This window comes from Acidobacteriota bacterium (assembly GCA_026707545.1).
In the GTDB taxonomy this organism is placed as follows: Bacteria; Acidobacteriota; Thermoanaerobaculia; order Multivoradales; family Multivoraceae; genus Multivorans.
In genome coordinates this window covers 1,793,644-1,816,816 of sequence record JAPOWR010000001.1, presented here as the reverse complement: position 1 = coordinate 1,816,816, position 23,173 = coordinate 1,793,644, and the positions used below count along the sequence as shown (strand labels likewise).

The window sequence follows — 23,173 nt, the reverse complement described above, 5'->3', positions numbered from 1 at the left end:
AATGCGGCGGGTCCCACCCCGCCCGGTCGCAGGATCGCCCCGACTGACCCCGGGACCGCCGCCAACGCCTCGCAGCGCGGGCGGAACGACTACGAAGGGATAGTTATGGATCGGTCGGCTCCTTGTCAAACTCCGTGTTCTCAGGAGGTTAGTGCAACAGTCAGGCACCGGTCTCCGCCGGTGGCGAGTCGCTTCCGGCGGTCGCGGCCTGTGGTCGCCGCGGCCGTCGCCGCCGTCGCCGCCGCCTCGTGGGGCGTGGCGCTCCATTGCCGCTCGCCGTAGCTGCTTCATTCACCTTGCCGTGGCCGCCGGCCGCATCCTCCGCCGAGGGGGTATCGATGCCGGGCACCTTGATGGCCGCCGTCGCCGCCGTCCCGCTCGCCTTCTCGGGACTCGGTTTCTTCTTCTTGGCCTGCCTCGGTTTCCTGGTCTGCTTGGGCGCCTTGGTCTTCTTGCTCTCTCTGGCGTGCTCGGACGGCTTGGCCTTCTTGCCCTTCTTGGCCTGCTCGGTCGGTTTGGCGGCGCCGTCTTCCTTCGGAGTCTCCTCCTTGGCCTTCGCTCTGGCCTTGCGTGCGGCGGCGGACCGGCGCCTGCGTCCGCCCCGGCGCCGGCGCCGCTTCGGTGTGCTGTCGACCTCACTCTCGCCGGCTGCCGCGTCGGCTTGGGCGGGTTCGGCGTCGGTGTCGCCGATCGACGGAGTGGCGAGCATCTCCTGCTCCAGTCTCTTCTCCTTCGCCTCTTCCTTCTCCCTCCTCTTCACTTCGGCGAGGTCACGCGCGATCCAACTGATCTCAGGCTCGCGGCCGTCCATGTGCGGTTGCCCGGAGATCTCGATCTCGATATCGAACTCCCTGGCCAGGTGGACGAGCGCCTCCCGATGCTGGTTCTGGAGGAAGTCGGCGAGTTCGGGTTGCAGGGCGATCTGCACGCCCCGCATGTAGCCGCCGGCGCCATGGGACTCGATGTTGCGGAGGAGGCGCAGGGCGAGGAGGTCCGGACTGGCGACACGCCCGGTCCCGGCGCAGTTGGGGCAGTCGCCATGGGTGCGCAACTGGAGTGCCTGGTGAATCCGTTGGCGATTGATCTCGAGCAGTCCATTGGCGCTGATCCGGCTGACCGTGAAGCGCGCCTTGTCCGCTTTCATCGCGTCCTTCATCGCCTTCTCGACCTTGCGGCGGTTGCGGGGGCTGCGCATGTCGATGAAATCGACCACGATCAGACCACCGATGTCGCGCAGCCGGAGTTGCCGGCCAACCTCCGCGGCGGCCTCGACGTTCGTGCTCGTCGCGGTCTCTTCCTGGCTCGAGGCCTTCTTCGAGCGCCCCGAGTTCACGTCGATCGCGGTCAGGGCTTCCGTCGGGTCGATCACGATCGAGCCGCCCGACGGCAGGTCGGCGCGCCGCTCGAAGATGTTCTCGATCTGGGGTTCGAGTTCGTAGACCGAGAACAACGGCCGGCGACCGGTGTAGCGGTTGAGGGAGGTCTTGCTGCGCGGCATGAAGGCGCGCATGTACTGCTCGGCGCGACCGTGCGCGGTGTCCTCGTCGACCCAGACCTCCTGGATCGAGCTGTCCAGGTAGTCGCGAAGGCCCTGGAGCACGATGTCCTGGTCGCTGTACAGCAGTTTCGTGCCCTTCGAGTCGCGGGCATCGCGGGAGATGCGCTTCCACAAGCGGAGCAGGGCGTTCATGTCGCGGCTGAGCGCCGTTTTCGTCTGGCCGAGCGCGTTGGTACGCACGATCACGCCGCCGCCGTCGGGGACGGGCAGTGCCTCGGCCATCGCCTTCAGCTTGAGGCGGACCTCCTCGGTGTCGACCTTGCGGGAAACGCCGCAGGTCTTGTCGAAGGGCGTGAGCACGAGGTAGCGCCCCGCCAGACTCAGGTTGGTGGTCAGGGCGGCGCCCTTGTTTCCCTCGGGCTCGCGGGTGACCTGAACCACGATCGGGCGGCCGCGGACGAGGACCTCCTCGATCTTCGGTCGTTTCGACTTGGGGGCCGCCTGGTAGTAGGCGTCGGGAACTACGTCCTGGATGGCCAGGAAGCCGTGCTTGGGGGCGCCGTAGTCGATGAAGGCGGCGTTCAGGCTCGGCTCAATGTTCGCGATCTTGCCGTAGTAGATGTTGCCGCGGGTGAGCCCACGCTCGGCGATGTCGACCTTGAGGTCTTCGAGGACCGAGTCGTTGGCGATGGCGATGCGGAGCTCGCTCGAACTCTGCGCGTTGATGAGCATTCGTCGGGTCACAAAGTCTCCGGGTGACGGCGAATCCGCCGTCGGTTGAATCGGGTGGGACGTTTCCGGTTGCACGGGCGCCAAGCCACGGCGGGATTCCGTGAACGGAATCCGCTGGGCGGCTGCCCCGCGTTCGCTGCAGTTCCACCTGCGCGAGAAGCTTGAAGAACCGGATCGTCATTCCGGGCGGCGTGGGTATAGCCTTCGGTGCACCGAACGTCGCCGCCGAGGCGCCAAGCATAGCAGTTTCTTGGTTTTGCGACCGAAAGCGGCAGGTCGGCGGTGATGAGAGCGCTACACGGGGACATCCGCGGACTGAGGGCGGCGCAACGCGGCGCGCTCGAGCGCACCTACCGCCGCAAAGTCGGTCCGGACCAGGTCGTGTCGACCGAACTGGCGCGTCATCTGTGTGCGCTCTCGCGTGAGATCGGGCGCCAGGTCGGGGTCCTGCTCACCCGCGGGGGCGCGGTTAGCAAGGTGATCGTCGGCGACGCCAGGCAGCTCGAGATTCCGGATATCGGGCGTCTGAGAGGCGGTCCCGGACGCTTCCGGCGGCTGCGTCTGGTCCACACTCACCTGCGTGGCGAGGGGCTGACCACCGACGACCTGAACGATCTGGCGCTGCTGCGGCTCGACATGGTGGCCGTCGTGCAGGCCCTTGAGGACGGCTCGGCCGGCGGGATCGAAGTCGCGTACCTGGCTCCGGACACGGCGGCAGACGGCGCAGCGGGGACCAGCCCATTCCTGCGCGTGGAAGCGCCGCAGGTCTACGAACTGGAACTCGACTTCGGGGCTACCATCCGGGCCGTCGAGCGGGAAATGGGCCGCTACCGTGGCGGTCGCGAAGCGACGCGGGAGCGGGCGCTGGTGATTGGCGTGCGGCCGGAGGACGATCACTTCGCCGAGACGGTCGAACTGGTCCGTTCGGCGGGCGTCGAGGTCGCTGGGACGCTCAGGCAGCGCCGGTCGCGGGTTCATCCGAGGACGGTCGTGGGGCGGGGAAAGCTGACCGACATCGTCCTGCAGAGCATGCGCGCCGGGGCGGAGGTGGCGATCTTCGACATCGACCTGAAGCCGGCCCAGGCTCGGGCCTTCGAGGACGCGACCGGCCTCAAGGCGATCGACCGCACCCAACTCATCCTCGACGTGTTCGCGCAGCGGGCGCGTTCGCGCGACGGCAAGCTCCAGGTCGAGCTGGCGCAGTTGCGCTACTCGCTGCCGCGGTTGACCGAGAAGGACGCGGGCCTGTCGCGACTGACCGGAGGCATCGGCGGCCGGGGCCCCGGCGAGACGGTCCTCGAGGTGGGCCGGCGGCGGATCCGCGACCGGATCCGCAACCTGGAGCGGCAGGTCGAGAAGCTGTCCAGGCAACGGGACGTGGCCCGCAGTCGACGCCGCGACCGCCGGGTGCCCGTTCTCTCCCTGATCGGCTACACGAACGCGGGCAAGAGCACGCTGCTCAATGCGTTGACGCGAAGTGAGGTCGAGACCGCCGGCAAGCTCTTCGTCACTCTCGACCCGACGAGTCGGCGGATCCGCTTTCCGCGTGAGGGCGAAGTCGTCATCACCGATACGGTCGGCTTCATCGCGGAGCTGCCGCCCGATCTCGTGCGGGCGTTCCGCGCCACGCTGGAGGAACTCGGGGACGCGGATCTGCTGCTCCATGTCGTCGACGCCGCCGATCGGGGATGGCGGACGAAGGTCGAGACGGTGGAACGGCTGATCGAGGAGCTCTCGCTCAACTCGAAGCCGCTCCTCGTCGTGCTGAACAAGTGCGACCTGGTGACGGACGAGCACGCGCGACAGATGGCCGGCCAGCTCGAGGCGGTCGCGGTCAGCGCGCGCACGCGGGCCGGCTTCGGCCGACTCATCGACCGTGCCGAGGAGGCGATGGGGCGGGCCGCGCCGCTCCTGCCGGGGGCCCGGCTGGGCCGCGGATCGGCCGCCGCGCGCTGATACGATCGAACACGCCATGAAGTGTTGTCCGGGGCTTCGGAGGATCGGTTGGGGAGCGCTCGCGATGCTCCTCCTGGCCGGCACCGCGGCTTTGCTTGCGCATTCCCTTGCGGCGCCGGCGACGGCCTCCGACTCGCCGTCGGGCCGCCCCGACTTCGAGGGTTGGTACGAAGGGGCCGCCGGGCTGGCTGAGGCGCTCGAGGTCCAGCAGCGTGACCGCCTGCCGCTGTTCCTGTACATCTACACCGACTGGTGCCCCTACTGCCGTCAGTTCGAGCGTGAGCTGCTGACCGACCATGAGGTCGACGGCTACCTGGACGCGATGCTCGCGGTGCGGATGAACCCCGAGTCCGGGGGGCAGGAGAGCCAGTTGGCCCGGAGGTTCGGCGTGCGCGGTTATCCGACCCTCGTCATGTACAGCGCCGACGGCAAGACGGCCTCGTACGTCGAACGGATGGAGATGGTCGAGGGCGAACCTCGCCTGATGACCGGCAGGGCCTTCCTGCGCGTGCTGGACGAGGCGGCCAACAGGTAGGTCCGATAGCGGTCGCTGCGGGCGGACTCCTAGAATGGTCGCCATGGACGAGCGCCGCGAACGCCGGCCGCCCAGGGCCATCGTCTACTACGACGGCGACTGCGCGCTCTGCAACTGGTCGGTGGCGCGATGTCTGTTGCGCGGCGTACCGTCCGGCGTCCGGTTCGCGCCCCAGGACGGCGAGTCGTTCGAGCGGCTGACCGCCGTCCGGCCCGATCTTGCCGATCTGGACAGCATGGTGCTTGAGATTCTGCCGGCAACGCACGCGGGCGCTACTCCAGCTTCGCCCTTGCCGGGTGAGATCAGGGTCCGCAGCGCAGCGGTGCTGTGGTTGGCGGAGCGGTTGGACGGCCCGGAACGCTGGCTCGCCCTGCTCGCGCGGGTCGTGCCGAGAGCCGTGCTCGACTGGGGCTACCGGATCCTGGCGCGAAACCGCGAACAGGTGGGCCGCCGGCTGGCGGAGTGTCCCGTACCGACGCCGGAGCAGCGGCGCTACTTCCTCGCGTGAGCACGGCCCGGGGAGTGCCTCCGAGCCTGACGGGCAGCCTTCCCCGCGACATCAGCGTCGCGGCGCACGAGATCGGCCCGCTGGAAGAGCTGATCGAGGAAGCTCGACAGCTCGGCTTCAGCCTGCCCGGTGCCCTCGAAAGCGCCATCGACAAGCGGCGGCGGGAGTACCTTGCCGGCCGGATTAGTGCCGCGTATGCGCTGAGGCAGCTACTGGGGGCCGATGCGTCGGAGGGCGAGATCGGCGGCGACGATGACGATGTTCCCCGGTGGCCGCAGGGCGTGGTCGGCTCGATCTCCCACGGTGCCGGCTTCGGCTTCGCCGCGGTTGCGGCGGCTGACCGGTACCGGGGGCTCGGCGTCGATGTGGAACGCGTCGTTTCCGCACGGCAGGCAGGGCGGCTCGGTGCACGGGTGCTTACCGAACGCGAGATGAGTCTCCGTCAGGGAGGCGCCGGCGGCCTGACCGAAGCGGAGATGTTCACCCTCGTCTTCTCGGCCAAGGAAGGTGTGTACAAGGCCCTGTTTCCCCGCTACCGGCTGGTTCTCGGCTTCTCGGATGTCGAGCTGGAACGCCGCGACGGCGAGGAGGCCGGCCGGTACGGTCGGCTCAGGCTTCGAGCCCGGCTCGAGCCGGACGTGACGGACGTGGCCGTGCCGCTGATGGGCTGGTACGCCTTTTCGGACAGAGACGCCGACACGAGCTTTGCGAACCCGCCTCGCGTGTGGACACTGGTCGTGGCGGAGCGTGACGGCCAGAAGCATGTGCCGTAGAAGCGCGACGAAGTGCGCCCCGCGGTGTTCAACCGTCGCTGTCGACCGGCATGTCCAGCCAGGAACCGTCGTCGCCGCCGCGGTGGATCGTCACGGTCGGCGCGTCGCCGCCTTCCGGGTCCGGGTAGAGCGCGTGGTTGGCGGCGTCGGCGCCGGCGATCGTCAGCCGCAGGCGGTGGCCTTCGTCGATCGTGATCGCCGTTCCCATCAGGTCGATCAGGAGTTCCGCCGGGCCGTCGGGTAGCGGCTCGACATCCTCCTGGTTGCCGCGATGGAAGGGCAGGCCGAAGTCGTTCCACGGCGCCTCGGCGACAGCCCGATAGGAGGCGCGGAGCGCTCCTTCGGTGACGTAGTGCGACCGGCCGTCCGCGTCGATCTCCTCGAGGTAGACGAAGAAGTCACCGTCGTCGTGGGTCGAGGTGACGGAAAGGCGAAGGACCGGGTAGCCCGTGATCGTCATCGCCTCGGCCATCGGTTCCGTCGTGTAGGTGAGGGCCTTGCCGTTCTCGGCTGAGCGCTCGTCGAAGAAAGTGGTGCCCGCGCGGTCCTGGCGGCGGGAGCCGTGGCCGTTCATCCACCGCGAGAAGGAGCCCATGGCCGAGGTGTAGTCGACCGTGTACTCGTCGTGGCCGGGGTCGCCGGCGCTGTCGCTGAGCGCGCCGTCGCTGGCGAGCTGGAAGCGTCGCGTGGCGAGTCCCTCCGGCGGCCAGACGTCGGTCCCGATCCAGGTAGAGGGATCTTCGGACCGCTCCTCGTCCAGGCTGAGATCGACCGCCGGATCCTCTGGCAGGGTGTGGTTGCCCTCCATCACGTAGTAGTGGACCGGCGGCTCGTCCATCACCCCGGTATCGATCCCCTTGAGCCAGTGGTCGTACCAGCGCAGGAACTCGGCCTTGTGGACGTCGCCGCCGTAGCCGCCGCTGTGAATCCAGGGGCCGATGACCATCTTCTGGGGCGCGGCCTCCAGGCTGGCGTAGAGCATCGGTTGCTGGGAGGTGTAGATGTCGTACCAGCCGACCAGGTGGTAGATCGCGATGCCCGACGCGTCGATCGCTTCCAGGTCGTCGATCGTCGCGATGCTGTTCCAGTCGGCGCGGGCGGTTTCCGTCTCGTAGACCCAGTCGCGGAACGCGGCGGTCTCGGTGCCGACCAGGTCCTGCGCCCACAGGTTGGCTGCGTGTTCCTCGACCGCGGCGTCGCGGAGCGCGCCGCCCGGGTCCTCGTCGACCGGGGCGGCCGCCGTCGAAAGATCGGCGGCCCTGGTGCCGGCGCCCCAGGTGTCGATGAACTCGTTCTTGTAAGTGCCGCCGCGGAAGACGAAGTCGTAGGCCCTGGGGCCCGCCATCTCCGGGAAGATCGCCTTGAGCGCGGGCGGCGCCTGGGTCGCGGCCTGGTACTGGGTCATGCCGGGATAGGAGCGCCCCTGCATGCCCACGTTGCCGTCCGACCACGGCTGAGCGGCGATCCACTCGACGATGTGGTACGAGTCGGCGGTTTCCTCGATCGAGAAGGCGCCGTTGTGGACGCCGAACGAGGCGCCCGTGCCGCGGGCGTCGGCGACCGCGACGCTGTAGCCGCGGTGCAGGACGTGCTGGAGCAGCGGATCCCGTTCAGCCTGCGCGAGGATCCTCGTGGCCCCCTCGTCGTCCTCGACCTGGAAGGCGCGCGTGTAGCGCGTGTAGTGGAGGATCGTCGGCAGAGGCTCCGACGCCTCGACGCCTTCGCTTGTCGGGATGAAGTAGTCGACCGAGACGCGCACGCCGTCAGGCATCGGCACGTAGACGGAGTAGCGGTTCGCGCCGTCGTAGGCTGGCTCCCGCTTGTAGGTCCCGAACTTGCTCGGCTGGCCGGCACCCGATGCCGGTGGATCGGCGCTGCCTGGCGTGCATCCCAGCGTGGCGGCGATCGCGGCGACTCCGGCAAGCGCCACGACGACATGGACGATGCTCGTTGGGGTTCTCATCTGGTTGCTCCCGAGGCCCTGCGGCCCTTCCGGATCTGGTGGGTCCGTCTCCCGTCACGTGGGCGAGCGGTAGGCGATCAACTCGAGCGGCAGGGTCCCCCGGCCGCCCAGTGCGAACACGATGTACTGGCGGCCGCCGTGGAGGAAGGTGATCGGGCTGCCGTCGGAGTGGGCGGGCAACTCGATTTCTCCGATCAGATCACCTGTCGCCTTGTCGAAGGCCCGCAGCATCGGCGTCTCGACACGCCAGTCATCACGCCCGGAGCCCTCGGCGGCGGCCTCGTCCTCGAGGCCGGCGAAGGCCAGCGACCTGCCGGACGTCACGATCACCAGGGACTTCGTCGCCAGGATGTGGGCGCGGACACCGCCCCCGAGGGGCGGCAGGTCGAGTTCCGCGAGCAGCGGATGCCGAACCGGTCCGTACCCCAGCGGTGCGGTCCAGGCAATCTCGCCGCGGTTCATGTCGTAGGCGGTGACTCGCGAGTAGGGCGGCTTGAACAGGGGAAGATCGTCCGGACCGCGAACGTCGCGGAGGATCCGCCCGACGTAGTCGAACGACGAGCGGCTCGCGTCCGGCCTGCTCAGCACGTTGACCACGGGCCAGGTGAACGAAGGCACGTAGAGCATGCCCGTTTCCGGGTCGAAGGCGCCGCCGGGCCAGCTAGCTCCGCCGCCCCAGCCGGGCATGAGCCAGGTTCCGCGTTCCGTCGGGGGCGTGAACAGGGGACCGTACTGGTACCGGGACACGATCTTCGGCGCTTCGACGCGCAGCTCGGGCGTGAAGTCCGCCAGGTCGTCGAACGTGATGCCCTGGCGCTCGAACGGCGGCGGTCTGGTCGGGAAGGGTTGGGTCGGCGACGTCCGTTCGCCGACGATGCCGGTTTGCGGCACCTCGCGCTCCACGATCGGCCACACCTCTTTGCCGGTGCGCGCGTCGAAGACGTAGACGAAACCCTGCTTGGAGAGCTGCATCGCGGCGTGGATCGTCCGGCCCTCGACTTCGATGTCGCCGAGGATCGGGGAGGTGGGCAGGTCGTAGTCCCACAGGCCGTGGTGGACAGTCTGGAAGTGCCACCGCCGCTCGCCCGTCCTGCAGTCGACGGCGACCAGGGACTCGGCGTACAGGTTGTCGCCCAGGCGGTGCCCGCCGTACCAGTCGTTGGTCGGCGTGCTGAAGGGCAGATAGGCCAGGCCGGACTCCTCGTCAACGCTCATCATCGGCCACACGTTCGTGTTGCCGCTGTACTGCCACGAACCGTCCTCCCACGTTTCCTGCCCGAACTCGCCCTCCTGCGGAATCGAGTGGAAGGTCCAAAGCAGTTCGCCGGTGCGCACGTCGAATCCGCGGACGTCGCCCGGCGGAAACTCCGGGTTCCTGGGTCCGTCGGAAATCGACGAGCCGCCGATCACGACGTCACGACAGATCGAGACCGGAGAACTGGAGCCGTAGACCCGTCGGGGTACCGGGCGCCGCAGCCCCAGGGTCAGGTCGACCTGGCCGCCGTCGCCGAAGGACTCGATGGGCTCGCCGCTCAGGATGTCGACCGCGCGGAGCACGGCGTCCGCTGCCGCGTAGAGGAGGCGGCCACCCGTGTCCGGCAGATCGGGGTCCTTCCAGTAGGCGGCGCCCCGATGGATGAAGCCGATGTTGGCGGCCGGGCCCTGGGAGTAGACCTCGGGATCGTAGGTCCACAGGCTCTGGCCGCGCTCGATGTCGATGGCCGCGATCTGCCCGAAGCCGGTCGTGACGTAGAGCTTCTCGCCGACCTTGATCGGAATCGCCTCGTGCCGGCGCGGCCTCATCCGCGGCGATTGAAGCTCCTCGTTCTCCTCCATCAGCTCGTTGTCCGGCGACAGCCACCGCCACGCGATCTCCAGCTCGCCGAAGTTGTGCCGATCGATCTGCCCCAGCGGCGCGTATCGCTGGCTCGCGTTGTTGCCCGTGACGACGGGCCAGTCCGTGTCCCCGGGTTCCTGGCCCCACCCGGCAACCGGGAGCACCATGGTCAGCCCGAGGGGCAGCAACCTCAGAGTCCGGTGGCTGGGCATCGAAGAACAGTAGCAGCGAGATCCGGGCTCGGTTCGCCCACGGCGTCCAGCCAGCGCAGGGCCGCTGGGACCCTTACCCCCTGTGGCCCGGAGCGGGCGGGTGAGTCCGAAGCCGAGTCGCTAGCCGCTCAGACGGTCGCCGGCGGCCGCCGTCTCCCGCAGCAGCGGTGCGGCCTGCCACTGATCGGCGTCGAAACGGGCGGCGTAGTCGTCGAGGATGTCGACGATGCGGTCGAGGCCGAACTCATCGGCCCAGAACATCGGACCGCCGCGGTAGACGGGCCAGCCGTAGCCGTTGATCCAGATGACGTCGATGTCGCTGGCGCGCAGCGCGATGCCTTCTTCGAGGATCTTCGCTCCCTCGTTGACGGAGGAAAGCAGGCAGCGGTTCAGGATCTCCTCGTCGCCGATGTCGCGCTGCTCGATCCCGAGCCGGCCCGCCAGGTCGCGGGCGAGGTCCATCACCTCCGGGTCCGGCGCGGCGGCCCGTGTCGCCTGGTCGTAGACGTAGTAGCCGCGCCCCGTCTTCTGGCCGCGGCGGTCGCGTTCGCAGAGCATCTCGCGCAGGGTGCTGGACGAGGAGGTCTCCGCGTTCCAGCCGACGTCCAGGCCGGCCAGGTCGCTCATCCGGAAGGGGCCCATCGGCATGCCGAAGTCGTAGAGCACCCGGTCGATGTCCCAGGGCAGCGCGCCCTCGAGCACCAGCCGGTCGGCCTGCAGGCGACGCTGGAAGAGCATCCGGTTGCCGACGAAGCCGTGGCAGACGCCGACCAGGGCCGGCACCTTGCCGATGGCGCGGGAGATCGACATCGCCGTGGCGACCGCGTCGGCCGCGGACTTCTCGCCCCGCACGACCTCGACCAGCTTCATGATGTTCGCCGGGCTGAAGAAGTGCATGCCGACGACGTCCTCCGGCCGGTCGGTGACAGCGCCGATCTCGTTGACGTCCAGGTAGGAGGTGTTTGTCGCGAGCAGCGCGCCGGGCCTCGCGATCCGATCGAGCTGGCCGAAGACATGCTTCTTCAGTTCCATGTCCTCGAACACCGCTTCGATCACGAGGTCGCACTCGGCGAGCGCGTCCTGGTCCGTGCCGCCGTCGAGCAAGCCCATCCGCTCCTCGACCTGGTCGATCGTGAAGCGTCCTCGCGCGGCGCTGCGCTCGTAGTTGCTCCGCACGGTGGTCAGGCCGCGGTCGAGAGCGTCGCGGTCCTGCTCGACGATCGAGACCGGGAACCCGGCGTTGGCGAACGCCATCGAGATGCCGCCGCCCATCGTACCGGCGCCGAGCACGCCGACCTTGGCGATCTCGCGCACTGGGGTTTCGGCCGGGACGTCGGGGATCTTGCGCGCGGCGCGCTCGGCGAAGAAGTAGTAGCGCTGGGCCCGCGACTGCGGGTCGGCATGGAGCGTCCGCGACAGCGCCGCCTCGCGCTTGAGTCCCTCGTCGAATGGCAGTGCGGCCGCTGCCTCGACGCACTGAATGCAGACTTCGGGGGCGTTGAAGCCCCGGGTTCGGCGTGCGATCCGGCGACGGAACTCGTCGAAGATCCCCGGGTTCTCCCGGACGGCGTCGCGGTGACTCTCGATGTCTCTCACCCGGGGCAGGCCCCGTCCCTCCGCGACGGCGCGCAGGGCGAAGCGGAACGCGGCGGCGGCGAGGCCGTCTTCCCCCTCTCTGCCCGCTACTGCGTCGATCAGTCCCAGGTCAAGGGCCTCGGCGGCGGTGATGTGCTCGCCGCTGGTGATCATCTCGAGTGCCCGTGGCACGCCGACGAGGCGGGGCAGACGCTGGGTGCCGCCGCCGCCCGGCAGGATGCCGAGCCTCACCTCGGGCAGGCCCAGCCGCGCGTTGCGGTCGGCGACCCGGAAGTGGCACGCCATCGCCATCTCGAGCCCGCCGCCCAGCGCGGTGCCGTGAATCGCCGCGACGAACGGCTTGGGCGACTTCTCGATCATCCGCCGGACCTCGTTCGTGTCCGGGGGCAGGCGCGGCTTGCCGAACTCGCGGATGTCTGCGCCGGCGATGAAGGTGCGGCCGCGGCAGACCAGGACGGCCGCCTGCATCTCGGCGTCGTCGGCTACTGCTGGCACGGCCGCCGCGAGCCCCTCGCGTACGTGCTGGCTCAGCGCGTTGACCGGCGGGTTGTCGATCCAGATCGCGCCGATGACTCCAACTCCCGGCTCCTCGTGGCGTTCGATGGCTACGGACTGGCTGAGCTGCATGGCGGTGGTCTCCCCTGGAATTGGCGCCGGGAGGATACCGGGCCGTTCGTATACTGGTGATTCCGTCGACCGGGAGGTTGAGATGATGCCGAGAAATGACTTCGCCCGTGCTCCGATGCCGACGTTCCTGATCCTGCTTCTGGTCGCAACGACCGCTGGAGCGGAGGAGTGGTCCGCCCCACGGACCGCCGACGGCCACCCCGACTTCCAGGGAATCTGGGCCAACAACAGCGCCACGCCGCTCGAGCGGCCGAAGGCCTTCGGCGACAAGGCGACCTTGACGGACGAGGAACTCGCCGATCTCAAGCGCAGGCTGGACGAGATCCGGGAGGGTTCCCAGGCCGGCGATCTTCTCGGCGACTACCTGATCCAGCGGGTCCTCGAGGATCCCGAGTTCCGTGGTTTCGACCAGGTCACCGGAAACTACAACTCGTTCTGGCTCGTCGACCGGGAACTGAACAACCGCACTTCGCTCGTGATCGACCCGCCGAACGGTCGCATTCCGGCCCTGACGGAGCCGGCGATGGAGCGCATGCGGGCGGCGGTGGCCTACGGTGACGAGGTTCCGGATGGCCCCGAGGACATGACCCTAGGCGTGCGCTGCATCACCTTCGGCGTGCCGAACACCCTGGCCGGGTACAACAGCTACTTCCAGTTCTTTCAGACCGCCGACCACGTCGCGATCCTGCAGGAGCTGATCCACGACGTGCGGATCATCCCGCTCGAGGATCCGGCAGCGCTCCCCGACGACCTGCGCCTCTGGCACGGCAACTCGCGCGGCTGGTTCGAGGGCGACTCGCTGGTGGTCGAGACGACGAACTACTCCGCCGCCGGCGGAGCCAGCGGCAGGGCGACGGACGGTCTGAAGGTGGTCGAGCGCTTCACGCGCACGGGCCCGGACACGATGGAGTGGGAGATCACATACGAAGATCAGGCGACCTGGGTCCGCCCCTGGACGATGATGATCGATCTCGCCCGCACGGAGGAGCCGATCTTCGAGTACGCCTGCCACGAGGGCAACTACGGCCTGACGAACATCCTCTCCGGCGCCCGGGCCCAGGAGCGGGAAGCCGCGGTGACTGGCGGCGGCCAGTAGGGGCCAAGGCCCGAGCCTGCCGCCGGGTGCCGGCAACTGCTACTCGATCGCCCCGAGGGGTACCGCACTCCGCAGCTTGAGTCCCCTCCGGGTCACTCGGACCTCCGGCACGATAGCGGCGCCCGGTGGTTGGTTGCTGTAGTAGGTGAGGACATACTGGTGCCGCAGATCGTCCTGGATCCGACGGAAGACGGTCGCAAGCTGCTCCGGCCAGGGCACGCTTCCGGTTGAACGTCCGACCGGCAAAAGGCGCCCACCGGTCTGCTCGCTGATCCGCAGGAGACGCTGCCGGGCCCTCCGATGTTCTCGTAGCCTGGCGGTAGTGGAGTAGGACCTGTTTCGTGATCTGTCTGATCTGCTGACGAGGACCCAGGCTTGCAGCGGCTCCAGTTGGATGAAGTAGACCGGCACACCGAGACGCTTCGCGAAGTCGGCGGCCTGATTCGGTTCGGACCGGCTGTGTTCGTCGAGACCGTCCGAAATCACGACGAGCGCGCGGCGCCCAGGCTCGTCGCGGTACTGCAACAGGGAGAAGAGGATCGCATCGTTGAGCGCCGTACCGCCCTTCGGATCGAGGTAGTGCAATCGGCTGGTGAGGAGCTCCTTGTGCCCGCTCGGAGGCTGTAGCACGGCTACAGCGTCGTTGAAGTGAACGAGAAAGGCGCGATCGCTTGTCGCCAGAGCGGCTTCAAGGAAGCTGGCGGAGACCTCGATCAGACTCCCCCGGATGAGCCGTGTGCTGCTTGAGGAGTCGATTGCGAGCCCGAGGACGAGCGGGACATCGGTGGACTGGTGAAGACCTTCCACCGGGCGCCGCTCGCCCTTCTCGCGGACCTGGAAGTCCTCGGGCCGCAGATTGCTCGCCGGGTTTCCGTTGCGGTCGGTCACGAGCACCTGAAGCTGAACCAGTTGAACATCGATTTCCCCCCGATGTTCGGCGCCCTGCAGGAGCTCCGCGTCCTCCCACTCGCGGCCGTCGGCGAGCCTCGCCACGACGCGGACGAAGCCGTTCGCAGGCACCCACTCCATCAGGCTCTCGACGGCGATCGTGCGCGGCGCGCCGGTAGCCGTTTCCTCGCCGAAGTCACGCAGGGCTTCGACCAGGCGTTCCCCGCGGTAGAACTCGACCCGTTCCAGAGTCGCGGATCGCGGCACCGATACGGCGGCTTCGACCCGGGCCGTCGCGTACTCGCTCGCCTGCTCGCGGCGGATCTCCAGGATGCGCACGGCAAAGGGTACGTCGAGCCGGTTGAGGACGATCCGGTCGCTGCCCAGGTGTTTCCCCTGTTCGTCGAAGCCTCGAACTTCGAGTGCCTGCTCGCGGGGCGGATCGGCGAGTTCGATGTGCGTCGTGAAGGGCTTCTCCGTGACTCGCTGTACGCGGTCGCCGTCCAGGGAGAACTCGACTGCGGTGATCAACGGATGGATGATCAGAGTCTGGACTTCCACCCGACCGCTGAGCCGTTCGCGGTGCTCGCGGTCGGGTGGAATGATGCGGATGGCATCCTGGGCAGAGAGCGCCGGAGCCTGCGCAAGGATGGCCGCTGCCGCGACGCCGACCCGGAGTGATGGTAAGGCTCTCACCTGCTTGTCCTCTTCGGGCTATTCGATCCCTGCGAGCGGCACCGCGCTCCGCAACGTGAGGCCGCGCCGGGTGATTCGGACCCTGGGAACCGACGCCGAGTCCGACGATGCGTCGCTGTACCAGGTCAGGACATGCTGGTGTCGCAAGTCCTCCTCGATCCGGTCAAAGGCCGCCCGGAGTTCAGCGGTCCAGGCAGCCGTGTCGGGCGAGAGTTCGATCGTGAACAGCCGTCCGCCGGTTCTCCGGCTGATCCGCCGGAGCCGCGGCCGGGCGATGCCGATGGCGGCAAGGCTTCCGCTCTCGAACCGTAGACCGCTCGGGTCGAGCTGGATGAAGTAGATCGGCAGGCCGAGGCGCTCGGCGAACTCGGTGGCCTGTTCCCGGCGGGAGCGGCTGTGCTTGTCGATGCCGTCGGTGATCACGACCAGGGCGCGCCGCCCCGGCTCGTTCCGGTACTGCAGGAGGGAGAACAGGAGGCCGTCGTTGAGTGCCGTGCCTCCGAACGGAATCAGACGATCCAGCCGGGCGGACAGTAGCGACTTGTCTCCGGTCAATGGTTGCAGCAGGCGCACCATGGAGTCGAAGTCGACGAGAAAGGTGCGGTCGTCGGAGGCCAGCGTACGGTCGAGGAATCGGCCGGCGACGTACCTGAGTTCCAGCCAGATCGGTTCCATGCTGGTCGAGGAGTCGATCGCGAGACCCAGAACGAGCGGCACGTCCCGGGACGTGTGCAGCTCCTCGGCGCGGCGGCGCTTGCCGTTCTCCCGGATCTCGAAGTCTTCCGCCGCCAGGTCGCTGACCGGATTGCCGTCGCGGTCGGCGACCAGCACCTGGAGTTGGACCAGCCGGATATCGATCTCGCTCTGGTACTCGGAACCCTCGACGAGCGCGGCGTCCTCCAGCGAGCGGCCGTCCGCGAGCGTCGCCGAGACGCGGACGAAGTCGCTGGCTTCGACCCCCGGGATCATCGCGGCCGCCGGGATCGTGCGTGCGGTCCCGGGTTCGGCGGTGCCGCCGAAGTCGTTCACGGTCGCGACCAGATCCTCGCTGCGGTAAAAGTCGACCCGCTCGAGCGTGGAGGACCGGGGCACCGAGACCCTGGCTTCGACCCGCACGGCTTCGGCTCCGTTCGCCGCCGCGCCGGAGAGGTCCGTGATGCGGACGGCGAAGGGCGCGTCGAGCCGGTTGAGCACGATCAGGTCGGCGCCCGCGTACGCGCCCTGGAAACCGTAGGCCCGGACCTCTAGCGTCTGCTCCCGCGGCGGGCTGGCGAGTTCGAGATGGGTGTTGAACGGGTGCTTGCGGACCTGTCGGATGTGGCGGCCGTCCAGGAAGAAGTCGACGGCGCTGACCACCGGGTCGACGGCCAGGGTCTGTATCTCGACACTGCCGCTGAGCAACTCGCGGTAGCGGCGTTCCGGCGGCACGATGCGGATGACGGCCTGTCGGTCGTGACGGTGAACGCCGCCGCCGGCCGGAAACCCGGGTGGCGGTTCGCCACCATCGTGTTCGTACACCGTGCGGACCCTGAGACTGGGATATCGGGCATTCTGAATGTCCGTCATCCGCAGCAGTTGGTCGCCGCTCCGGTAGAAGGTCTCGACCACGAGCCAGCCGGCGACGAACAGCTCGGTCCGGAATGTACCGTCGGCCAGCAGCACCTGACTCTGGTTGCCCGCCGGATCGGTGTGCAGTCGCCCGTCCAGGTTGAAGGCGGTTTCCTCGTTGCTGGAGTTCCTGAGCAGCAACTGCTCGCCGTCGGCGCGAATCTCCACCGCGCTCAGGCGGTCCGCCGCACTGGTCGCCAGTTCCACCATGATGGGCGGGATGACCTTCCGGCTGCGCCACATGCTCTCGTTCTTGAGGACCGCATCCTCGCTGAGCGAGTCATTGCGTATCCACGGCCCCAGGAGGTGGGCCAGCCCGGGGTCGACTTCCGGTTCGGAGCCGTCCTGGACGACCTGGCTGACGGCAGGTGCGTCCTGGGCGGCGACCGGGACGACGGCGGTCGGCAATAGCGTCCAGGCAATGACCGCACGGACCATCGTCCGCCCGAGACTCGCCAGGACCGGCGCTGCGGTTTCCGTACGCATCTCTCGGGCAGGTCTACTCGATGCCTTCCAGTGGCACCGCGCTCCGCAGCCTGAGGCCGCGCCGGGTCACCCTGATCTCGGGTTCGACGGCGGTGCCCAGTGGCCGATCGCTGTAATACGTCAGAACTTGCTGATGCCGCAGGTCCTCTTCGATCTGGTCAAACGCCTGTTCGATCCGCTCGACCCAGGGCGGATCGTCGTCGAGGAGTCGGACGGGAAAGACACGCCCGCCGGTCTGCCGGCTGATCCGCCTGAGCCGGCCGCTCGCCTCCCGTTCCACCCTCCTTGCCCCCCACGCGAACGGGTCATGAACGGTGTACGTCTCTTCGGATTGGGCCAGCTCGATGAAGTAGATCGGGAGCCCCAGGCGCTGCGCGTAGTCGGCGGACTGTCCGGGTCGCGTGCGGCTGTGGATGTCGAGGCCGTCCGTGATCACGACGAGCGCGCGGCGGCCGGGTTCGCGACCGTACTGCAGGAGCGAGAACAGGAGCCCGTCGTTCACGGCGGTGCCGCCCCACGGGGTCAGTCGACCCAGAGCGCGGGACAGAAGTTCCTTTTCTTGGCTGAGTGGCTGGAGGAGCCTCACCACGTCGTCGAAGTCCACGATGAATGCCCGGTCTTCCGGCGCCAGGATGGCCTCGAGGAAGTTCGCGGCAATGGCGTGTAGCTCTCGCCAGATCGGCAGCACGCTGTCCGACGAATCGATTGCCAGACCTAGCACCAGCGGGACGTCGCGGGCAGTGTGCACTGTCTCCACAGGGCGCGGTTGGCCGTTCTCGCGGACCTCGAAGTCGCTGGGTGCCAGGCCGCTGACCGGATTGCCCCGGCGATCTGTCACCAGGACCTGGATCTGGGTCAGTTGAACGTCGATCTCACTCTGGTAGTCGGCGCCCTGGAGGAGTTCCGCGTCCTCCCGTTCGCGACCGTCGGCCAGCCGTGCGTTGACGCGGACGAAGTCGTTGGCGTCAATGTCGGCGATCAGCGCCCCGATGTGGGCCGTACCCGTGGCGCGGAGCGCTGCCTGTTCAGCGAAGTCATCCAATGTGGAGACGAGTTCGTCACTGCGGTAGAAGTCGATCCGCTCCAACACCGCGTCGCGCGGCAGCGAGACAGCTGCCTCGACCCGGATCGGGGCGTTCTCGCCGGAATGGGCGGGGCGAATCTTCGTGATTCGGGCGCTAAACGGCCTGTGGAGCCGGTTCAGGACGACCGTGTCGCTTGCGATGAACTCGCCGACGGGCCCCCAGGCTCGGACTTCAAGTCTCTGCTCGCGGGGCGGATTGGCCAGTTTGAGATGCGTCGCGAAGGGCCGCTTCTTCACCTGCCCGACAGGCTGTCCGTCGACGAAGAAGTCAACCGTTGCGATCTGCGGATCGATGACGAGAGTCTGGACTTCGAGCCTGCCGCTCAGCAGTTCGCCGTATCGGCCCAGGGGCGGGACGATCCGCAAGGCCACCGGCCTGGCGAGGGGCTGCGGCCTGCGGATGTCGGCAGGATTCGATCCGAAGACGCGCTCCGGACGCTCGTACACGGTGCGGAACTTCACGCCTGCCGTCGTGCGGCCCCGAAACTCGGCCATTCGCACCAGTCGGTCGCCGTCGCGGCGGAGCGTCTCGACCCGCCGCCACTCCGAGTCTGAGGTTTCGATCTCGGGCGACTCGTCGAGGTCGAGGATGCGGCCCTCGATCTTCTTGGGATGACTGTGGTACTTCCCGACGTCGAGCGGATACCAACGGAGGGAGCCCCGGCCGTCGAGGATCGCGAGCGACCCATCCTTGACCCGGATCAGGAAGGTGTCGAACCGATCGGCAGCGTCCTCGGCCAACCTCCGCAGGAGCCGCGCGGCGTAGTTGTTCCCGGGGTACAGACTCGCGGTCTTTTGAACCGGATCCTCGCTGAGTCCTTCGTTCCGTATCCAGGGGCCCAGCAGAGGGGTCAATGAAACGCCGTCGTGCGTCTCTTCGCCGTAGGGGGAGGCCTCGTTGCTGGCCGGTGCGGGTTGCGGCCACGCGGGGTGGATGGCTTGCAGCCAGATCGCCAACGCGAGCACGACGAGTTTCGTCGTCCGGATTGCGTTCGTCCAGGCTGGAGGCGAAGGTGTTGCTTGCATCTCTGCTGGGAGGCCTAGTCGATGCCTTCGAGCGGCACCGCGCTCCTCAGCCTGAGCCTGCGCCGGACCAATCGGACTTCGGGTTCGGCTCTCACACCCAGGGGCCGGTCACTGTAGTACGTCAGCACATACTGGTTGCGCAGGTCCTCTTCGATTCGGTCGAAGACCGCTTCGATTCGCTCGGCCCACGGCGGATCGTCGGACGTAAGCGGGACGTGGAAGAGACGCCCCCCCGTCTCCCGGCTGATCCGCTCGAGTCGCTTCCGTGCCTTCTTCCGCCGCAACGCCCCCGACACATCGGTCACACCCCAGCCGTCCTTCGTTTCGGTCCCGGCAAGGGTCGGATCGAGTTCGATGAAGTAGATCGGCAGGCCGAGTCGCGCCGCGTAGTCCGCGGACTGTTCGGGGCGTGAGCGGCTGTGCTCGTCCGCGCCGTCCGTTACGACGACCAGGGCGCGGCGGCCGGGTTCACGCCCGTATTGCAGGAGCGAGAACAGGATCCCGTCGTTGATCGCGGTGCCGCCGAAGGGGATGAGTCGATCGATGCTCAGGATGAGCCGTGCCTTGTCGTTCGTGAGTGGCTGGCGCAGGCTCACGGTGTCGTCGAAGTCGACCAGAAAAGCCCGGTCTTCCGCCGCCAGCGTCACGTCGAGGAAGTTCGCCGCGACCTCCCTCACCTCGCTCCAGGCTCGGAGCATGCTGTCGGAGGAATCGATCGCCAGTCCCAGGACCAGGGGGACGTCGCGGGCGCTCAGAAGCGCCTCCGGCCGGTACCGCCTGCCACCCTCCCGGATCTCGAAATCACCGGGCGCCAGGCCGCTTACGGGGTTGCCCTTGCGGTCCGTCACCAGCAACTGGAGCTGCACCAGTTGGACGTCGATCTCGCTCCGGTAGTCGGCGCCCTGAAGGATCTCCGCGTCTTCCATCGAGCGGCCGTCGGCGAGAGTCGCCTTGACGCGGACGAAGCCGTCGGCGGGCCCGTACTCCATTTCGGCCTCCACGATGACCGTGCGCGCGAGGCCGGCGGCAGCCTGGTCGCCGAAGTCGCGTACGGTCCTCACCCGCTCCTGACCGCGGTGGAAGTCGACCCGCTGGAGGGTAGCGGTGCGCGGCACCGAGATCGCGGCTTCGACCCGGGCAGAGTCGAAGCTGTCGGTTGGGTTGCCACGAATCCGTGTGATGCGCACACCGAAAGGCGTGTTCATCTGGTTCAATGTCATCCGGTCGCTGCCGGCGAAAACACCCATGGTGTTCCAGGCCCGGACCTCGAGCGTCTGCTCGCGAGGCGGAACGGCCAGTTGGAGGCGGGTAGAAAACGGAGGCTTCCTGGTTCGCCCGGCGAGTCGTCCGTCCACGAAGAACTCGACCGCCACGATCAGTGGATCGATGATCAACGTCTGGACTTCGACCTTGCCGCCAAGCAGTTCACTGCGTCCTCGTTGAGGTGGCACGAGGCGGATGGCCGCGCCCTCCGTGACGGCGCCCTCCCCTGGCAGAGGGTCCGTACTGAGCAGTCTGCCCGGCCGCTCGTAGACCGTGCGGAAGTCCGCGCTGCGACGCCGGCGATCCCGGAGCTCGTTGATCAGCACCAGCCGGTCTCCGTCACGGTAGAACGTCTCGATCCTCTGCCAGTCGGCGCCGATCGTCTCGATGGTGACCGAGTCGACGCTTCGAACGACCCGTCCGCTGACGCCCCTGCCCTGGAACCGTCCATCCAGGGGGTAGCGCGCGACGTCGCCCCGATCGTCGAGTAGAACGAGGCTGTTCTCCATGATCCGGACCGAAACGGTGTCGAGCTGAGCGGCGGCCTGCTCGGCGAGCTTCAGCATGAGCACGGCGGTGGCATCCGGTCCCGGCCACGTCCTCTCGGTCTGGAGAAGGGGATCTTCGCTGAGCGCCTCGTTCCGCATCCAGGGCCCCAGGAGAGGGGCCAGCGGCACGTCCTCCCCGGCAGAGTGGGCGGAGGTTGAAGTGTTGGTGTTCGCCGGGACCTCCTGGGCATGGCCGGGAACGAGGGCCGGCAGCGACAGCATCAGGACAAACGCGACACGAGCCATCGCGTGGATGGCTTCGGCCCGGACTGGTACGACGACTGCCACTTGTGATCTCGCGCTCGTGAACTACTCGATCGCCCGGAGAGGCACCGCGCTCCGGAGCGTGAGTCCGCGTTCGGTTACCCGGATCTCGGGCTCGGCGTGAGCGCCGGATGGCTGGTCGGTGTAGTAGGTGAGGACGTGCTGGTGCCGCAGGTCCTCTTCAATCTGGTCGAACGCCCGGTCCACTCGCGCCGTCCATGACACGTCGTGCGCGACGAGGTCGATGTGGAAGTGGCGCCCGCCGGTGTGCCGGCTGACTCGTCTGAGCCGTCTGCGCGCCTGCTCGCGCAGCAGCGTCGTGTCGGGCGTTCTGCTGGCGAGGTCGCCGTTTCCGATCACGGGCTTGACCGACCGGTCGAGCTCGATGAAGTAGATCGGGATCCCCAGGCGCTCGGCGAAGTCGGGGGCCTGCTGCCAGGGCGAGCGGCTGTCCAGGTCGACGCCGTCGGTGACCACGACCAGAGCCCGGCGCCCCGGCTCACGGCGGAACTGGAGCAGCGAGAACAGAAGCCCGTCGTTCAGGGCCGTGCCGCCGCCCGGGACCAGCAGTCCGAGGCGCGCTTCCAACCGTCGCTTGTCTGCGGTTGGCTGTTGGAGGAGACGGACCGTATCGTCGAAGTCGACCAGGAAGGCGGAGTCCTCGGGCGCCAGGGCGCCTGCGAGGAAACTCCTGGCCACGTGCCGCAGATGACCCCATGCGGGCCGCATGCTCTCCGACGAGTCGATCGCGAGACCCAGAAGCAGGCGGACGTCGTCTGCGGTGTGAAGCCGTTCCGGTTTGATTCGCCTGCTGCCTTCCCGGATGTCGAAGTTTTCCGGCTTCAGTGCACTCACGGGGTTGCCTTCGCGGTCCGTGACGAGCACCTGGATCTGAACCAGGTGAACATCGATCTCGGCCCGGTAGGCGCCCTCCTGGAGGAGTTCGGCGTCCTCCAGCTCCCGGCCGTCGGTGAGCTTCGCCTTGACGCGAACGAAGTCATCCGGTTCGGGGTCTTCGATCAAAGCCTCGACGTGGATCGTCTGCGGGGGCCGCGTTTGTGTGGCTTCGCCGAAGTCCTCCAGGGCGGCGACGAGGCTCTCGCTACGGTAGAACTCGACCCGTTCGAGGTGTGCTGACCAGGGCGGTGAGACAGTTGCGCCGACTACGACGGCCGGGGCGCCGCCTTCCGGTTCACTACGGATGTTCGCGATGTGGATCGCGGCAGGCCCATCGACGCGGTTCAGGATGAGCCTGTCGGTTCCCTGGAGGTCGCCGTCGGCGTCATACGCGAAGACCTCCAGCATCTGCTCGCGTGGCGGGTCGTCGAGTTCGATGTGCGTCCGATGGCGTGGCTGCCTGATCCGCTTCGGGGGATGATCGTCGAGACGGTACTCGACGGCGGTGACGACCGGATCGATGACCAGCGTCTGGAACCCGACCCTGCCGCTGAGCAGTTCGCGGTAGCCGCGTTCCGGCGGCACGATCAGGATCGTCGACGGCCGGGCAAAGCCACCCACCGTGTCGACGAACGGATGCTCCGATGCCGAGCCGACTGCCGGGCGATCGTAGACCATGCGGAACCTCACACCGACATTGGCCAGTCCGCGGCTTCGCAAGTGAGTCGAGCGCACGAGTTGGTCCTGCTCGCGGACGAACGTGTCGACTCCGAGCCACTCGTTGGCGACGATTTCGATGGAGAGCGTGTCGCCGGACCCGAGGGCCCGACCCTGGTTCTGGCGGTCGAGGGACTGCCACGAGCCGTCGAGTGGGAAGGCGAGGGTCTCGCCCTGGTCGTCGAGGATGAGAAGCGAGTCGTCCTCGATTCCCACCAGGATGGACGCGCGTCGAGCAGCGTAGTCTCTTGCCTGCTCCTGCAGGGTCGACGAGATCCACCGTCCCTCCCGTGCCGCCTGCTGAGCCCTGAGAATCGGATCCTCGCTGAGTTCTGCGTTCAGGATCCAGGGGCCGAGCACGGC

The 23,173-nt window shown here is 68.0% G+C and carries 14 protein-coding genes; 5 read left to right on the top strand and 9 right to left on the bottom strand.

The genetic code is table 11. From position 1 onward, the window contains the following. Positions 1-160 precede the first annotated feature (160 nt). On the bottom strand, positions 161-2,242 hold the full coding sequence (locus tag OXG83_07175; protein MCY3964800.1) for an Rne/Rng family ribonuclease: 2,082 nt from the start codon (positions 2,240-2,242) through the stop codon (positions 161-163). Positions 2,243-2,515: 273 nt separating this feature from the next. On the opposite strand from OXG83_07175, the gene hflX reads away from it, so the two are divergent. The 4 genes from hflX to OXG83_07155 all read left to right on the top strand — a co-directional run bounded on the left by hflX (position 2,516) and on the right by OXG83_07155 (position 6,002). After that, positions 2,516-4,186 carry a GTPase HflX gene (gene hflX / locus OXG83_07170; GenBank protein ID MCY3964799.1) on the top strand — a complete coding sequence of 557 codons (1,671 nt, stop codon included), beginning with the start codon at positions 2,516-2,518 and terminating at the stop codon, positions 4,184-4,186. Positions 4,187-4,250: 64 nt separating this feature from the next. Continuing rightward, positions 4,251-4,721 (top strand): thioredoxin family protein, encoded by a 471-nt coding sequence (locus tag OXG83_07165; GenBank protein ID MCY3964798.1) that lies wholly within the window; start codon positions 4,251-4,253, stop codon positions 4,719-4,721. Between the two features lie 43 nt (positions 4,722-4,764). Beyond that, positions 4,765-5,229, top strand: coding sequence for a DUF393 domain-containing protein (locus OXG83_07160; GenBank protein MCY3964797.1), 465 nt, complete (start codon positions 4,765-4,767; stop codon positions 5,227-5,229). Further along, positions 5,226-6,002, top strand: coding sequence for a 4'-phosphopantetheinyl transferase superfamily protein (locus OXG83_07155; protein MCY3964796.1), 777 nt, complete (start codon positions 5,226-5,228; stop codon positions 6,000-6,002). The genes OXG83_07160 and OXG83_07155 overlap by 4 nt, the downstream gene beginning before the upstream one ends. Before the next feature lie 28 nt (positions 6,003-6,030). Here the strand turns inward: OXG83_07155 and OXG83_07150 are convergent, their stop codons facing one another. The 3 genes from OXG83_07150 to OXG83_07140 form a co-directional block, all read right to left on the bottom strand. Next, on the bottom strand, positions 6,031-7,965 hold the full coding sequence (locus OXG83_07150) for a CocE/NonD family hydrolase (GenBank protein ID MCY3964795.1): 1,935 nt from the start codon (positions 7,963-7,965) through the stop codon (positions 6,031-6,033). A 54-nt stretch (positions 7,966-8,019) separates the two neighbouring features. Then, positions 8,020-10,014 (bottom strand): PQQ-binding-like beta-propeller repeat protein, encoded by a 1,995-nt coding sequence (locus tag OXG83_07145; protein ID MCY3964794.1) that lies wholly within the window; start codon positions 10,012-10,014, stop codon positions 8,020-8,022. A 120-nt stretch (positions 10,015-10,134) separates the two neighbouring features. Then, positions 10,135-12,237 carry a 3-hydroxyacyl-CoA dehydrogenase NAD-binding domain-containing protein gene (locus OXG83_07140; protein ID MCY3964793.1) on the bottom strand — a complete coding sequence of 701 codons (2,103 nt, stop codon included), beginning with the start codon at positions 12,235-12,237 and terminating at the stop codon, positions 10,135-10,137. Between the two features lie 85 nt (positions 12,238-12,322). Between OXG83_07140 and OXG83_07135 the strand changes: the two genes are divergently transcribed. Continuing rightward, positions 12,323-13,333 (top strand): hypothetical protein, encoded by a 1,011-nt coding sequence (locus tag OXG83_07135; protein MCY3964792.1) that lies wholly within the window; start codon positions 12,323-12,325, stop codon positions 13,331-13,333. Positions 13,334-13,372: 39 nt separating this feature from the next. Here OXG83_07135 and OXG83_07130 read toward each other — a convergent pair whose 3' ends face one another. The 5 genes from OXG83_07130 to OXG83_07110 form a co-directional block, all read right to left on the bottom strand. Beyond that, positions 13,373-14,917, bottom strand: coding sequence for a VWA domain-containing protein (locus OXG83_07130; protein MCY3964791.1), 1,545 nt, complete (start codon positions 14,915-14,917; stop codon positions 13,373-13,375). A gap of 18 nt (positions 14,918-14,935) precedes the next feature. Continuing rightward, positions 14,936-17,011 (bottom strand): VWA domain-containing protein, encoded by a 2,076-nt coding sequence (locus OXG83_07125; GenBank protein MCY3964790.1) that lies wholly within the window; start codon positions 17,009-17,011, stop codon positions 14,936-14,938. Positions 17,012-17,024: 13 nt separating this feature from the next. After that, a complete protein-coding gene (locus tag OXG83_07120) occupies positions 17,025-19,121 on the bottom strand; it encodes a VWA domain-containing protein (GenBank protein ID MCY3964789.1) in 2,097 nt (698 codons plus the stop codon). A 14-nt stretch (positions 19,122-19,135) separates the two neighbouring features. Next, positions 19,136-21,178, bottom strand: coding sequence for a VWA domain-containing protein (locus OXG83_07115; GenBank protein ID MCY3964788.1), 2,043 nt, complete (start codon positions 21,176-21,178; stop codon positions 19,136-19,138). A 63-nt stretch (positions 21,179-21,241) separates the two neighbouring features. Further along, a complete protein-coding gene (locus OXG83_07110; GenBank protein MCY3964787.1) occupies positions 21,242-23,170 on the bottom strand; it encodes a VWA domain-containing protein in 1,929 nt (642 codons plus the stop codon). Positions 23,171-23,173: the final 3 nt, after the last annotated feature.

Bases quoted from the DNA above. Each gene is read 5' to 3' on its own strand.
- OXG83_07135 (MCY3964792.1), top strand. From the start codon at position 12,323: ATGCCGAGAAATGACTTCGCCCGTGCTCCGATGCCGACGTTCCTGATC.
- OXG83_07115 (MCY3964788.1), bottom strand. From the start codon at position 21,178: ATGGCTCGTGTCGCGTTTGTCCTGATGCTGTCGCTGCCGGCCCTCGTT.
- OXG83_07140 (MCY3964793.1), bottom strand. From the start codon at position 12,237: ATGCAGCTCAGCCAGTCCGTAGCCATCGAACGCCACGAGGAGCCGGGA.
- OXG83_07150 (MCY3964795.1), bottom strand. From the start codon at position 7,965: ATGAGAACCCCAACGAGCATCGTCCATGTCGTCGTGGCGCTTGCCGGA.
- OXG83_07120 (MCY3964789.1), bottom strand. From the start codon at position 19,121: ATGCAAGCAACACCTTCGCCTCCAGCCTGGACGAACGCAATCCGGACG.
- OXG83_07165 (MCY3964798.1), top strand. From the start codon at position 4,251: ATGCTCCTCCTGGCCGGCACCGCGGCTTTGCTTGCGCATTCCCTTGCG.
- hflX (MCY3964799.1), top strand. From the start codon at position 2,516: ATGAGAGCGCTACACGGGGACATCCGCGGACTGAGGGCGGCGCAACGC.
- OXG83_07125 (MCY3964790.1), bottom strand. From the start codon at position 17,011: ATGCGTACGGAAACCGCAGCGCCGGTCCTGGCGAGTCTCGGGCGGACG.
- OXG83_07145 (MCY3964794.1), bottom strand. From the start codon at position 10,014: ATGCCCAGCCACCGGACTCTGAGGTTGCTGCCCCTCGGGCTGACCATG.
- OXG83_07160 (MCY3964797.1), top strand. From the start codon at position 4,765: ATGGACGAGCGCCGCGAACGCCGGCCGCCCAGGGCCATCGTCTACTAC.